Source organism: Noviherbaspirillum sp. UKPF54 (assembly GCF_007874125.1).
In the GTDB taxonomy this organism is placed as follows: Bacteria; Pseudomonadota; Gammaproteobacteria; order Burkholderiales; family Burkholderiaceae_D; genus Noviherbaspirillum.
The window spans coordinates 3,956,337-3,969,830 of record NZ_CP040128.1 but is presented as its reverse complement, the minus strand read 5'-3'; the positions used below and the strand labels follow the sequence as shown (position 1 = coordinate 3,969,830).

Annotated in this window: 12 protein-coding genes and 1 pseudogene; 7 read left to right on the top strand and 6 right to left on the bottom strand. The window is 64.8% G+C overall.

Annotated features, from left to right (window positions below; genetic code table 11):
* Positions 1 to 165: 165 nt before the first annotated feature.
* Positions 166 to 1,125 (top strand): CBASS cGAMP-activated phospholipase, encoded by a 960-nt coding sequence (locus tag FAY22_RS18345; RefSeq protein ID WP_146331872.1) that lies wholly within the window; start codon positions 166 to 168, stop codon positions 1,123 to 1,125.
* A gap of 92 nt (positions 1,126 to 1,217) precedes the next feature.
* The gene (locus FAY22_RS18340) at positions 1,218 to 1,907 is read left to right on the top strand and encodes an MgtC/SapB family protein (protein WP_146331870.1); all 690 of its coding nucleotides are present in this window, start codon (positions 1,218 to 1,220) and stop codon (positions 1,905 to 1,907) included.
* Positions 1,908 to 1,928: 21 nt separating this feature from the next.
* Here the strand turns inward: FAY22_RS18340 and FAY22_RS18335 are convergent.
* A pseudogene (locus FAY22_RS18335) lies at positions 1,929 to 2,117 on the bottom strand (MFS transporter); the annotation flags it as partial.
* A 117-nt stretch (positions 2,118 to 2,234) separates the two neighbouring features.
* Between FAY22_RS18335 and FAY22_RS18330 the strand changes: the two are divergent.
* The 4 genes from FAY22_RS18330 to FAY22_RS18315 all read left to right on the top strand — a co-directional run bounded on the left by FAY22_RS18330 (position 2,235) and on the right by FAY22_RS18315 (position 7,207).
* On the top strand, positions 2,235 to 4,199 hold the full coding sequence (locus tag FAY22_RS18330) for a helicase-related protein (RefSeq protein WP_146331869.1): 1,965 nt from the start codon (positions 2,235 to 2,237) through the stop codon (positions 4,197 to 4,199).
* Positions 4,200 to 4,343: 144 nt separating this feature from the next.
* Positions 4,344 to 4,907 (top strand): alkyl hydroperoxide reductase subunit C, encoded by a 564-nt coding sequence (ahpC, locus tag FAY22_RS18325; RefSeq protein ID WP_146331867.1) that lies wholly within the window; start codon positions 4,344 to 4,346, stop codon positions 4,905 to 4,907.
* A 178-nt stretch (positions 4,908 to 5,085) separates the two neighbouring features.
* Positions 5,086 to 6,663: an alkyl hydroperoxide reductase subunit F gene (gene ahpF / locus FAY22_RS18320; protein ID WP_146331865.1), complete on the top strand. Its 1,578-nt coding sequence runs from the start codon at positions 5,086 to 5,088 to the stop codon at positions 6,661 to 6,663.
* Positions 6,664 to 6,877: 214 nt separating this feature from the next.
* Positions 6,878 to 7,207, top strand: a complete 330-nt coding sequence (locus FAY22_RS18315) for a DUF3135 domain-containing protein (RefSeq protein ID WP_146331863.1) — start codon at positions 6,878 to 6,880, stop codon at positions 7,205 to 7,207.
* 33 nt (positions 7,208 to 7,240) lie between these two features.
* Here the strand turns inward: FAY22_RS18315 and FAY22_RS18310 are convergent, their stop codons facing one another.
* Positions 7,241 to 8,530: an NRAMP family divalent metal transporter gene (locus FAY22_RS18310; RefSeq protein ID WP_146331861.1), complete on the bottom strand. Its 1,290-nt coding sequence runs from the start codon at positions 8,528 to 8,530 to the stop codon at positions 7,241 to 7,243.
* Between the two features lie 96 nt (positions 8,531 to 8,626).
* Here FAY22_RS18310 and FAY22_RS18305 point away from each other — a divergent pair, with 96 nt between their 5' ends.
* Positions 8,627 to 8,872: an SHOCT domain-containing protein gene (locus FAY22_RS18305; protein WP_210411850.1), complete on the top strand. Its 246-nt coding sequence runs from the start codon at positions 8,627 to 8,629 to the stop codon at positions 8,870 to 8,872.
* A gap of 38 nt (positions 8,873 to 8,910) precedes the next feature.
* On the opposite strand, the gene FAY22_RS18300 is transcribed toward FAY22_RS18305, so the two are convergent.
* From FAY22_RS18300 to FAY22_RS18285, 4 genes are all read right to left on the bottom strand, one after another.
* Positions 8,911 to 10,524: a diguanylate cyclase domain-containing protein gene (locus FAY22_RS18300; protein WP_146331859.1), complete on the bottom strand. Its 1,614-nt coding sequence runs from the start codon at positions 10,522 to 10,524 to the stop codon at positions 8,911 to 8,913.
* 108 nt (positions 10,525 to 10,632) lie between these two features.
* The gene (locus FAY22_RS18295; protein ID WP_146331857.1) at positions 10,633 to 10,869 is read right to left on the bottom strand and encodes a hypothetical protein; all 237 of its coding nucleotides are present in this window, start codon (positions 10,867 to 10,869) and stop codon (positions 10,633 to 10,635) included.
* 71 nt (positions 10,870 to 10,940) lie between these two features.
* Positions 10,941 to 11,804, bottom strand: coding sequence for an acyl-CoA thioesterase II (locus FAY22_RS18290; RefSeq protein ID WP_146331855.1), 864 nt, complete (start codon positions 11,802 to 11,804; stop codon positions 10,941 to 10,943).
* Positions 11,805 to 11,833: 29 nt separating this feature from the next.
* On the bottom strand, positions 11,834 to 13,408 hold the full coding sequence (locus FAY22_RS18285) for a class I adenylate-forming enzyme family protein (protein ID WP_146331853.1): 1,575 nt from the start codon (positions 13,406 to 13,408) through the stop codon (positions 11,834 to 11,836).
* Between the last annotated feature and the right edge of the window lie 86 nt (positions 13,409 to 13,494).

The window sequence follows — 13,494 nt, the reverse complement described above, 5'->3', positions numbered from 1 at the left end:
GCACTCCGGGGAAGAAGCAAAAATCACGCCGCAGACAGCCTTGCCGGCTGATTTTTCCAAGCGACATTTTTTTGCGTGATCAAGCACAAAAGCTTTCACGCTTGGCGCGCTGCGTGACATATCGTTTCCTATAGTGGCTCCTTGTCCATCGACTCTATCGATCTCATGCCGTTCTCTAACAAAACCAAACCATTTTGCGTGCTGTCGCTGTCCGGCGGCGGCTATCTCGGTCTGTACAGCGCGTGTGTCCTGGAAGAGCTGGAAGCGCGTGTCGGCGAGCCGCTCGGGCGGCGCTTCGACTTGATCGCAGGAACATCAATCGGCGGCATCTTGGCGCTCGCGCTTGCGTATGAAGTACCGATGGCTACCCTGAAGAATTTGTTTCTGGAGCATGGGCAGGAAATTTTTCCATTCTCCGGGCATCCCACTGGCGCCATCAGCCGCATGCTCGACATGGCGCGTTCCGCGCTCGGTCCCAAGTACAGTGGCGATCCGTTGCGCGCCGCCTTGCTCAAGCACCTGGGCGAGCAGACGCTGGGGCAGGCAATGCACCATGTCGTCATTCCTGCCGTTAATGTGAGCAATGGGCGCACCAAGGTTTTCAAGACGCCGCACGGTAAGACCTCGCTGGCCGACGGCGCAATCCTGGCTGTGGATGTGGCGATGGCTACCTGCGCCGCGCCCGGCTACTTCCCGTCGGTGCGCATCGGCGATGACGTGTTCGCCGACGGCGGCGTGTACGCGACCGCTCCGGACCTGATCGCGCTGCACGAAGCGGAACACTATCTGGGTGTCGAGCGCGACAACGTGCGCATGCTGTCGATCGGCACCGCCACCGCCGGCTATGTGCCGCGCGAAGAGGTGTCGGAGGATGCCAGCGCGATTGCATGGCTGTCGGAGGGACGCCTGGTGCTCACGCTGATTTCGGTGCAGCAGCAGCACGTGAAGGCGATGATGGAAAACAAGCTGGGCGAACGCTTCCTGCGGCTCGACGCCGCCTGGCAGGAAGGCTCCGGGCTCGGCCTGGACGTGGCGACCGAGGACGCCACCAATATGCTCATGCGGCTGGCGCGCCAGACCATGCGCGTGACCGATACCAAGACGCTGGATGCCTTTCTGTCGTGAAGGGGGAGCGGGCGCCGCTGCGGGAGGATTCGCCAATATAATGAAAATCGGGCGCGGGCCCGTTCGGGAACGTTTGTAAAAAGGGGAGCAACGTGAATGCGATTTCCATCACCATCACCATTCATTTGATCGGCGCGTTGTGCGCCGGCGGCATCATCGGGCTGGAGCGCAGCTATCACGGCCGGCCCGCCGGCTTTCGCACGCATGCGCTGGTGTGCCTGGCGTCGAGCCTCTTGATGCTGGTGACGCTGTTTCAGTCGACCTGGCTGCCCGGCACGGGCGACACCATCCGCACCGATCCGACGCGCATGGCGCAGGGCATCATGACCGGCATCGGTTTTCTCGGCGCGGGCGTGATTTTTAAAGAAGGCTTCAGCGTGCGCGGCCTGACCACCGCCGCGTCGATCTGGATCACCGCCGCCATCGGCATCATGATCGGCATCGGCTTCTACTTTCCGGCCGTGCTGGTCACCGCCCTCACGCTGGGCATCCTGTCGCTGTTTCGCAAGATCGAGTCCTGGATGCCGTCCCAGGCCTACGCGCACCACTACCTGCGCTTCGACCGCGACAACGTGCCGCCCGAGAGCGAAGTCAGGAAGATCATGGCGGAGCACGGCTTCAACGTCGCCAACATGAGCTACCGCATCACCGACGACGGCCAGTGCTTCGAATACCGGATGATCCTGCGCTCGTCCGACCCGCGCCACATCGCGGCGCTGTCCGCCTATCTGCTCGGGCAGAAGCAGGTAAAGACCTTTCAGCTTTCGCCGACGGGGGATTAGCGCCTAGCGCATGACATCCTCTAGCGGCGCGGCAAAGCCGCCGGCGCCGGCGCCCACCGCGTAAAACACCGAGATCGCCACGACCCGCATTTCCAGCGGCAACACTTCGCTGACCGTCAGATAGGCGGAACTGGCCGCCGCCGATGCCAGGAAAAGCACGGCGGACCAGCACCATGCCTGGCTCATCGCATCGAGCCAGCCGTGAATGAATGTTGCTTTGAATTAGAGCCATGTGCTCCGGCTCCCGCGCCATGGGCGCAACTTAAGGTTTTGCGGATGGTCCCTATATGCGACACTGCCGCCTCGTTCAGCACGACTTCCTGCCCTATGACATCTTCGCCACCAGAATCTTTCCCCGCCTTCGATAATGACGAGTTGATCGCGCCGGAGTTGCATGCCCAGGCGCTGGGCGCCGAACTGGTCAAGCTCGAGGGGCGCGTGTTCCTGCGCTTTTCCGGCGTGGCGCAGGCCGGCGCCCTGCGCGTGCCGTACGACCTGGTGCCGAGCAAGGGCGTGCTGGCCAAGCCGAGCAAGTGGCGCAAGCTGGAACCGCACGAACAGCTGCGGCTGATCGCGGAACGCGCCCAGTCCGGCGCGCAGGAAGAGTTGCAGCGCCAGGTGGCCGCCTTCGCCGCCGCCATGCACGAGCGCGCCGACGACGCCGGGCTCGATGCCATGACCTTCCTGCATGCGCTCACCAGCCGGGATACGTCCGATCCGGCCGAATACGTGTTCGAGCGCATCGAGCAGCGCCTGGCGCACGCGGTCGAGCGGCAGAACGAGGAGCGGCACGCGGCGCTGACCAAGGAAAGCATCAACCTGGCCGAATATCCGGCCTCGTTCGAACTGGCGTACCGCCTGCCGCGCCGCTTCATCGCCTTGCTCGGGCCGACCAATTCCGGCAAGACGCATCAGGCGATGGAAGCGCTGGCACGGGCCAAAACCGGCGTCTATCTGGCACCCTTGCGGCTGCTGGCGCTGGAAAACTACGAGCGGCTGCAGGAGGCGCGCCCGCACGGCGAACCGCTCAAGGTCAGTCTCGTGACCGGCGAGGAGCGCCGTATCGTGGAAGGCGCCACGCATGTGGCCAGCACCGTCGAAATGCTCGACACCAAGCGCAAGGTCGATGTCGCCGTGATCGACGAGATCCAGATGCTGGGCGACCGCGACCGCGGCGCGGCGTGGACGGCGGCGGTGTGCGGCGCGCCCGCCGGCGTGGTCTACCTGGTCGGCGCGCTGGAAGCGCGGCGCGCCGTCGAGGCGCTGGCCGAACGGCTGGAATGTCCGCTCGAAGTGCATGTCCTCAAACGCAAGGCGCCGCTGACGGTCGAGCCCGCTCCGGTGCGCAAGCTGCGCAACCTGCGGCGCGGCGACGCCGTCATCGCCTTTTCGCGGCGCGAGGTGCTGATGTGGCGCGACATGATCACCGAGCAGGGCTTTTCGGTGGCCACCGTGTACGGCAACCTGTCGCCCGAGGTGCGGCGCGCGCAGGCGGCCCGCTTTCGCAACCGGGAAGCCGACATCGTGGTCGGCACCGACGCCATCGCCATGGGCCTGAACCTGCCGATCGAGCGCGTGGTGATGACCACCGCCGTCAAGTTCAACGGCGTCGAGGAGGAAGAAGTGCCGGCCGCGCTGGCGAAACAGATCGCCGGCCGTGCCGGGCGCTTCGGGGTGCACGAGGAAGGCTTCGTCGCCGGCTTCGACGACGACACCCATTACGTGCTGCGCGCCTTGTTGAAGGAAAAGATTGCCCCAGTCGCCGCCGCCGGCTTTTCGGTCGCGCCCACGCTGGAACACCTGCACCGCATCGCCGCCGTGACCGGGGAACAGTCGCTGGCCAAGCTGTTCAAACGCTTCGTTTACAACATCGACGTGCCGGACGGCTTCTTTTTCCCCAGCATCACCGAAGAACAGCTGGAGCGGGCGGTCTGGCTGGACACCCTGCCGCTGTCGGTGGCAGAAAAATTCACGCTGTCGCTGGTGCCGATTTCCACCAAGGTGCCTGCCCTGCACCAGGTCTGGCTGGACTGGGCGCATGCACTGGCCAAAAGGAAGGTCTGGGCGCTGCGCCACGAGGCCGGCAGCTTGTCGCGCCAAAACCTGCAGGAAGTGGAAGACACCTGCCGCATGTATTCGGCCTACGCCTGGCTCAGTTACCGCAGCCCGGAATACTTTCCCAGCGGCGAGGTGGCGCAGGAACTGGCGCGCGAAGCGTCCGAGCGGGTCGATGCGATCCTGCGCGCGCACAACGCGGCCATGCGCAAGCGGCGCGGCGGCAGGGTTGCCTGAAATGCTATTAGGCAATTAAGTAATCCTATTGAGCTCATTAAAACTATAGATTTCCCATATAAAGTGGTTTTCGTTATGATGCATTCATCATCTTTTTCACCCTGAGTCATTCATCGATTCACTCTTAATGGAGCGAGTAACGCTATGTCCCTGATCAATACGCAAGTCAAACCGTTCAACGCCACCGCTTACCAGAATGGCAAGTTCTTCCAGGTGTCCGACGCCGACCTGAAAGGCAAATGGTCCGTCGTGGTGTTCTACCCGGCCGACTTCACCTTCGTCTGCCCGACCGAGCTGGGCGACCTGGCCGACAACTACGACACCTTCAAGTCGCTGGGCGTGGAAGTGTATGCCGTGTCGACCGACACCCACTTCACCCACAAGGCTTGGGCTGACACCTCCGACACCATCAAGAAGATCAAGTACCCGATGATCGGCGACCCGACCGGCGCGATCACCCGCAACTTCGACGTGATGATCGAGGAAGAAGGCCTGGCGCTACGCGGCACTTTCGTGATCAATCCGGAAGGCCAGATCAAGCTGTGCGAAATCCACGACAACGGCATCGGCCGCGACGCCAAGGAACTGCTGCGCAAGGTGCAGGCAGCCCAGTACGTCGCATCCCACCCGGGCGAAGTGTGCCCCGCCAAGTGGACCCCGGGCGAGAAGACCCTGGCTCCGTCGCTCGACCTCGTCGGCAAGATCTAACTTTGCCAGCGCGCCCATCCATTGACGATGGGTGCGCTCGTTGCCCGGGCGCCGCGGTGCGCGTCCGGCGCAGGTACCACTCCCCGATCGGCTTCACGATCCGGCAGCATCAGGCTGATCCGGCGGTGGCACTGCTTTGCCCCAAGCTTTTTCAACCAATTTTCAAAGCGAGCCCATCATGTTGGACGATACCCTCAAGACCCAACTGAAAGCCTACCTCGACAAGATCACCCATCCGATCGAGATCATCGCGACGCTGGACGACAGCGACGCCTCGCGCGACATGGCCGCGCTCCTGCGCGACATCGACGCGCTGTCGGACAGCATCACGCTGGCCACCGGCGGCAAGGACGAGCGCGCGCCGTCGTTTTCGCTGAACCGCGTCGGCGCCAATATCAGCATCCGTTTCGCCGGCATCCCGATGGGGCACGAGTTCACCTCGCTGGTGCTGGCGCTGTTGCAGACCGGCGGCCATCCGCCGAAGGTCGACGCCGACGTGCTCGACCATATCCGCAACCTGCCGGGCGAATACCGCTTCGAGACCTATATCTCGCTGTCGTGCCAGAACTGCCCGGAAGTGGTGCAGGCGCTGAACCTGATGGCGGTGGTCAATCCCAACATCAGCCATGTGATGATCGACGGCGCCCTGTTCCAGGATGAAGTCGCCAAGCGCCAGATCATGGCCGTGCCGACCGTGTTCCTGAACGGCGAAACCTTCGGCCAGGGCCGCATGAGCATCGAGGAAATCGTCGCCAAGCTCGATTCCGGCGCGGCGCAGCGCGAAGCCGACAAGCTCGCGCAAAAGGACGTGTTCGACATGCTGGTCGTCGGCGGCGGCCCGGCAGGAGCGGCGGCGGCGATTTATTCCGCCCGCAAGGGCATCCGCACCGGCGTGGTGGCCGAGCGCTTCGGCGGCCAGGTATTGGACACCATGGGCATCGAGAACTTCATTTCGGTGAAGGAAACCGAAGGGCCGAAGCTGGCCGCCGCCCTGGAACAGCACGTCAAGAGCTACGACGTCGACGTGATGAACATGCAGCGTGCAGCCGCCCTGGTGCCGGGCGACCTCATCGAGGTCAAGCTCGCCGGCGGCGCTTCCCTGAAGGCGAAAACCGTGGTGCTGGCCACCGGCGCGCGCTGGCGCGAGCTGAACGTGCCGGGCGAGCAGCAGTACCGCAACCGCGGCGTGGCCTACTGCCCGCACTGCGACGGCCCGTTATTTAAAGGCAAGCGTGTCGCGGTGGTCGGTGGCGGCAATTCCGGCGTGGAAGCGGCGATCGACCTGGCCGGCATCGTGGCGCACGTCACGCTGCTGGAATACGACAGCCAGCTGCGCGCCGACGCCGTGTTGCAGCGCAAACTGCACAGCCTGCCGAATGTCACGGTCATCACCAGCGCCCAGACCACCGAAGTCACCGGCGACGGCAGCAAGGTCAACGGCATGCGCTACACCGACCGCAACAGCGGCGAGTCGAAGCATGTCGAGCTGGAAGGCATCTTCGTGCAGATCGGCCTGCTGCCCAACACCGACTGGCTCAAGGGCACCGTCGCCTTGAGCAATCGCGGTGAAATCGAAGTCGACGCGCATGGCCGCACATCGGTGCCGGGCGTGTTCGCCGCGGGCGACGCGACCACCGTGCCGTACAAGCAGATCGTCATCGCGATGGGAGAAGGCTCCAAGGCGGCGCTTTCGGCCTTCGACCACCTGATCCGCACCTCCGCGCCGGCCGAGGAGAAAGCAGCGATCGCAGCATAACGCGCTGCGTTGCAGCATGAAGAAACGCCGGCCTGACCCGCCGGCGTTTTTGTTTTTGACTACACTGAAAGCGGCATCAGCAACAAGGGAGCCGGCAAAGCACGCCGGACTGTCCTGCCTCAAACCCCTGCCCCCTGCGGCTTGAGCACTCACAAGAAGCATCCGGGCGCGGGGCGATATACATGCTCTACTGACATATGGAGCAATTGTGGACATGGCCCGAGACATCCCGGATTTTGACGACCTGATGGCGTTCTACCAGCGCGATCCGCAGGGATTCGAGCAATTTCGCCGCCAGGCGCTGCGCGACGCGGTCGAGCGCGCGCCGTGCGTGCACCGTCCGGCGCTCGACGGGCTGCTCGACCGGATCGAGGTGGCGCGTGCGTCGGCGACGTCGCCGCTGGATGCGGCGATCATCGCCTCGCGCATGATGCGCGAATCGACGGAGCGTCTGCTGGACGCCTGGGAAGATGTGCAGGAGGAAATCGCCGGCCTGCATGCGGCAGTCGTGATCGAACGCCTGCGCGGGCTGCCCGGGATTTGACGCGCCCTCGCTGCACCCCTGTGGCGGCGCAGCTCAGGCCGTAATCAGCATCGCCAGCACCGCCGCCGCCATGACCGACGTGGCGAGCCAGCCGAGCGCCTTGAGCCTGGGCCGGGCCACGAACCGTCCCATGATGTCGTGCCTGGCCACCATCAGCATCATGACTGCCATGATGGGCACGGAAATGACGCCGTTGAGCACGGCGCTCCAGTACAGCGCCTTGATCGGGTCCAGCGCCGTGAAGCCGAGCGCGACGCCGATCAGCGTGGACAGCACGATGATGCCGTAGAACTGGGGCGCCATCGTCGGCTTGTGCTCCAGGCTGCTTTCCCACTTGAACGCGCCGGCCATGGCATAGGCGGCCGAACCAGCCAGCACGGGAATGGACAGCAGTCCGGTGCCGATGATGCCCATGCTAAAGAGCAGGAAGGCAAACTCGCCCGCGATCGGCCGCAGTGCCTCGGCGGCCTGGGCCGAGGTCGCGATGCCGGTCACGCCCCGGGCATGGAGCGTGGCGGCGCTCGTCAGCATGATGAAAAACGCGACGAGATTGGAAAAGCCCATGCCGACATAGGTGTCGATCTTGATGCGTCGTAAGGCCGCAGGTGCATTGCCCGGGTCGTCCTTGAGCGGCTTGCCGTGCCGCTGCATGCGCAGCTCTTCGACTTCCTGTGATGCCTGCCAGAAGAACAGGTAAGGGCTGATGGTCGTGCCGAACACCGCGACCATGGTCGTGATGTAGGCCGGTTGCCATGACAGCGACGGCAGCGCGGCCGAAAGCAGCCGCGACCAGGGAATCTGCACGACGAAAGCGGTGGCGACATAGGCCAGCAGCGCCAGCGTCAGCCATTTCAGGACCCGCACATAGCGGCGGTAGGGAATGAACACCTGCAAGACGATGGACAGCAGCCCGAAGCCAATCGCATACACATGCTTCGGCCCGCCGCCGGCAAGCTGCGCGGCTTCCCCCATGGCGGCCAGGTCCGCGCCGATGTTGATCGTGTTGGCAGCCAATAGCAGGATGACGATGCCGTGAAGCAGCCAGGGGGGATAAAACCGGCGGATGTTGGTCGCCAAGCCGTGGCCGGTGACGCGGCCGATGCGTGCGCTGACGATTTGCACGCCGGCCATGAGCGGATAGGTGAAGAGCAGCGTCCACAGCATGCCGTAGCCGAATTGCGCGCCGGCCTGGGAATAGGTGGCGATGCCGCTGGGGTCGTCGTCGGCCGCGCCGGTGATCAGGCCGGGGCCGAGCGCCTTAAGCCAGGAGGGGGCCGCCGCGCGGTCGGGGCTTGCATCGGGGGTGGTGCCCGCATCATGCATTGGCTTTCTCCTTCGAGAAATTGAAAGTGATGCAAGTTTCGATTGGGTATCGGGAGAATTTGTTCCTTTGCTTGGTCTAATTCCGAGGAGGCCGACATGATGTGGTGGGGCGACGGATGGGGTTCGATGGCGTGGGGCTGGATGGCGCTCATGCACGTGGTTTGGGGCATCCTTGTCGTCGGCGGCGTGGCGGCCCTGCTTCTCTGGGCACTGGGGCATCTCTTTCGTCCCTGGCGTGCCGCCGGCGAGGATCGGGCCCTGGAAATCCTGCGCGAACGCTATGCGCGAGGCGAGATTTCGAGGGAAGAGTACGAGGAACGCAGGAAGGTCTTGAAAGGCTGACCGGGCTGGAGCAATACATTGGCGGTGCGAAGGTGCACCTATTGCGCGCCGAATGCTTGCTCGACCCGGTTGCGTCCCAGCCGCTTGGCTTGCAGCAAGGCGCCGTCGGCCGCCTCGGTCAAGGCCGTAGCGGTATCGGCCAACGGATAGGAAGCGATGCCCGCGCTGAAGCTTGCATACAGTGCGCCGCCCGGGTGGGCGTGCGGCAGCGCGGCGAAGTCGCGCCGGATGCGCTCGATGACCGAGCCGGCCTGTTCCGGGCTGATCTCGGGCAGCGCGATCATGAATTCTTCGCCGCCGTAGCGTCCGATCAGGTCGATCGAGCGCAGGCGCCCCTTCAACAGCCAGGCCAGGCCGCGGATCACCTGGTCGCCCACCGGGTGGCCGTAGGTGTCGTTGATGGCCTTGAAGTGGTCGATGTCGATCATCGCCACCGTCAGCGCGCCCTCGCTTTCTTCCACCAGGGTCTTCAGGCGCGACTTGGCGGCGGTATGGTTGAGCAGGCCGGTCAGGCCGTCCAGCCGCGTTGAGCGGCGCGATTCGCGAAAGCGCTCGATGCGGGTCTTGACCACGGCCGCCAGCAGCACCGGGTTGAACGGCTTCATCAGGAACTGGTCGCCGCCCAGGCGCAGCGCCTCGACCTGCATGCCCACATCCGATTCGCCCGACAGGTAGACGATCGGCAGCGAGCTGTAGGCAGCCATCTGGCGCAGCACGCGCGTGGCCTCGACGCCGTTAAAGCGCGGCATGTACATGTCCATCAGGATCAGGTCGGGGCGGTAGGATTCCAGCACTTCGAGCAGCCGGCCCGGATCGTTGATGGCCTTGGTGTCGATGCCGTGCTGCGCCAGCGTGCGCTGGATCAGCGCCACCGCCACGCGCGAATCCTCCACTACCAGTACGCGGTACTGTTCCTGCTCGTTGGTCTGCACCAGGTCGAGCACGCAGTTCAATACCATCGCCGGCTGGTCCTCGGCCGGAATGGTGACATCGATGCCTGCGCGCATCAGCTCGACGATCGGCTCGATGGCCGACTGCACGCCGAGATAAAACAGCTGGCTGGCGGGGCAGCCGGCGCGCACCGTCGCGATGTATTCGAATTCTTCCGGCCGGGCCTGTTCCTGCGCCGGGATGAAAAGCACTGCCAGCGGCTTGTCCTCCTGCATCTGCACCCCGCCCCACGGCATGGCGCAGACGTTGAAGCCGAAAAACTGGAGCTGGTTCGACAGCGAATCGGCCATCTCGCGCTTCTCGGGCGCGACGACCATCCACACCGAACGCGGCTTGATCCAGTCGATCTCGGCCGCCGCGCTGGCGGCCGCCTCCGGCCCGCGCCGCTCGGCGCCGGTTGCGCGCGAGGAGGCGACTGAGCCGAACAGAGTGTCGATCTGGCGCTGCAACGACAGGATGTCCTGCTGCGCGATCGGATGGGTATGCTGGTTGCCGAGCTTGGCCAGCGCAGCGTTTTCCAGGCCCTCGCACAGGCGCACCAGCCCCGGCAGGCGCAGGCGGTTGAAATACTCGGCCAGGCTGTTGACCGCCACCGCGAACTCGATGAACTGCTCGAACTGGCCATCGGCGACATAGCGCTGCCAGCGCGTGCGCAGCACGTAGAGGCGGTCTTCTGTGGCGGACGGCGATGGCAGGGTCATGGCGCGGGGGCGGGAATGGGCGTGGTCATTCTATCAATGAGTTCGCCGCATTGTCACGAATCAATGGTTGACGCTCGGACACCTGTTGCGCTACCCGCCGGCGCCAACTCACTTGCGGCGTTTTTTCCAGTTGTAGTCCGGGCTCGGATCGGCCACGCCGGGCGGGCCGACCGAGTGCGGGTTTTCCGACGCCATGGTGACGAAGCACAGCCGCTCGCCGGCGCGCTGCCGCGTGCGCAGTTCTTCCATGAACTTGAGCGCCGTCCCCATGTCGTCCGAATCGAACGAGCGGCCGTGCGCGACGCTCGCGTCATCCTCGATCACGGTCCAGTACACCATGTACATCGTGGCCTCCCTGCGGCAGCGATACCTTCCGGTTGGTATGGCCGCTACGCGAAAAGTTCGCCGCTCTGCGCTTACGCCTTCTTCTCGCGCAACCGGATCAAGCCTTCCTGCGCGGTGGTCGCCACCAGCACGCCGTCCTGGTTGTAGATGTGGGCAAAGCACAGGCCGCGCCCGCCCGACGCATTCGGGCTGTCCATCGAAAACAGCAGCCATTCGTCCATGCGGAACGGCCGGTGGAACCAGATCGTGTGGTCCAGGCTCGCGATCTGCAGGCGCGGGTCGCCCATCTTGATGCCGTGCGGCTGCAGCGAAGTCCACAGCAAGCCGTAGTCGGAGACGTACGCGAACAGCGTCTCGTGCGTAAGCACATCGTCGGGCAGCGGCATCGGCGCGCGCGTCCAGACCTGCTTGGTGGTGCCGCTCTGGTGGCCGCCGTAGATGTCGCCCGCATGGTCGGCGCGAAAATCGACCGGCACCGGCTGGAACGGGCGCTTGAGCAGGGCGGCATTGTCTTTCCAGGTCTTGATGCTCGATGGCAGCGATTCCGGATCGGCGGCGGCCGGCATCGCCTTCTGGTGCGACAGGCCCTGCTCCTCGTTTTGGAACGAGATCGAGGTCACGAAGATGCGGCGCCCTTCCTGGTACGCCACTACGCGCCGCGTGGAAAAGCTGCCGCCGTCGCGCACCCGTTCGACCTCGTACTCGATCGGCAGCCGGTGGTTGCCCGGAAGGATGAACAGCGAATGCAGCGAATGCGGCCGGCGCTGCTCGACCGTGACGCTGGCCGCGTACAGCGACTGGCCCAGCACCTGGCCGCCGAACACGTTCGGGCTGCCCATGAAATGGCTCTGGCCGCGAAAGCGGTCTTCGCCGATCTGTTCCAGTTTCAGGAGGTTGAGGATTTCTTCGGTGTTGTAGAGCGTGGTGTCCAGCATGATCTTAAAAATTGAAAAGGGTCGGACGATCAGGCAACCTGCCTGACGGAAGAAAACTGATCGCGCAATTCGCGCCTGAGCACCTTGCCGATCGCGCTGCGCGGCAGGGCCGCCGCGAGTTCGACGGCGGCCAGGCGCTGGGTCTTGCCCAGGCGTTGATTGGCCCAGTCCAGCAATTGTTCCGCAGCGATGGACGCGCCCGGCTTACGCACCACGAAGGCCACCGGCGTCTCGCCCCAGCGCACCGACGGCACGCCGACGACCGCCGCTTCGGCCACATCGGGATGTTGCTGCAGCACGCTTTCCAGGTCGCTCGGATAGATGTTGAAGCCGCCGGAAATGATCATGTCCTTCTTGCGGTCCATGAGCGTCAGGAAGCCGTCGGCATCGAAGCGGCCGATGTCGCCGGTGCGGATGAAGCGCTTGCCGGAGGGATCGTGCCATTCGGCCTCGGCCGTCTTTTCCGGCTGGTTATGGTAACCCGCCATCATCGCCGGCGAATGCCCCACCACCTCGCCCAGTTCTCCTGGGCCCACTTCCCGGCCGGCGTCGTCGATCAGGCGGATGTCGTGCCCCGGCGCCGGCTGGCCCACGGTATGCAGCTTGTCCGGGTGCTCGTGCGCGGCCAGCACGCAAGTGCCGCCGCCTTCGGTCATGCCGTAATACTCGATCAGCCCGCCCGGCCAGCGCCGCAGGATGTCGGCCTTCAAGGCGGCGGAAAACGGCGCGCTGGTGCAGAACTTCATCCGGAACGACGACAGGTCGTGGCGCTCGAAATCGGGGCGCGCCATGATGCGCTGGTACTGCACCGGCACCAGCATGGTGTGCGTGACGCGGTGCTGCTTGGCCAGCGCGAGGTAGGCGCCGGCGTCGAATTTGGCCATCAGCACGACCGTCCCGCCCAGGCCGAGGGTCGGGAAAAAACTGACCAGCGTGGTGTTGGAATATAGCGGCGTCGAGATCAGCGTGACCGCGTCCGGGCCGTAGCCGTTGATGCGGCCGCGCTGCATATGGGTCCAGCGCATAGAATGCGGCTGCACGATGCCCTTGGGCGCGCCGGTGGTGCCGGAGGAATAGATGATGTTGAACGGCCAGTCGGGGCGGATGTCGACGGCGGTCGGCGCCGCACCCGGCGCGGCCAGCCATTGCGCGAATCCCGGTGCAAAGGCGCCGTCGTCGAGCGCGACGGTCGCCGCCTGCATCGCGCCGCGCAGCGGCTCCAGGGCCTGCGCCGCGGCTTGATCCAGGAACAGCAGGCGCGCGCCGGCGTCGGCGGCCATGTGCGCCAGGCTTTGCGCGGACGATGACGGTGCCAGCGGGGCGACCGCCACGCCGGCACGCAGGCTGCCGAGGAATGCCGCCGCATAGGCGATCGAGTTGGCCGCGCAGATGGCGATGGCCTGGCCCGGGCGCACGCCATCGCGCTGCAACGCCGCCGCCACGCGGTCCATCAGCGCGTCGAGTTCGGCGTACGTGAGCGCCGCACCATCCTGGACCAGCGCGCACCGTCCTGGACAGGCGGCCGCATGCAGGCGGATCAGTTGGGGAATGGTGTTGAAGCTTTCTTCAAGCACCGCGTCGATGCGCGTTTGTTCAGCAACCATGCGAAGTCACCGCTCCTGGAAATTGTCGAAGGTCGGCCCGGCATTGGGCGAATACGCCCTAATACTATTCCAGTTTCATGTTTTTC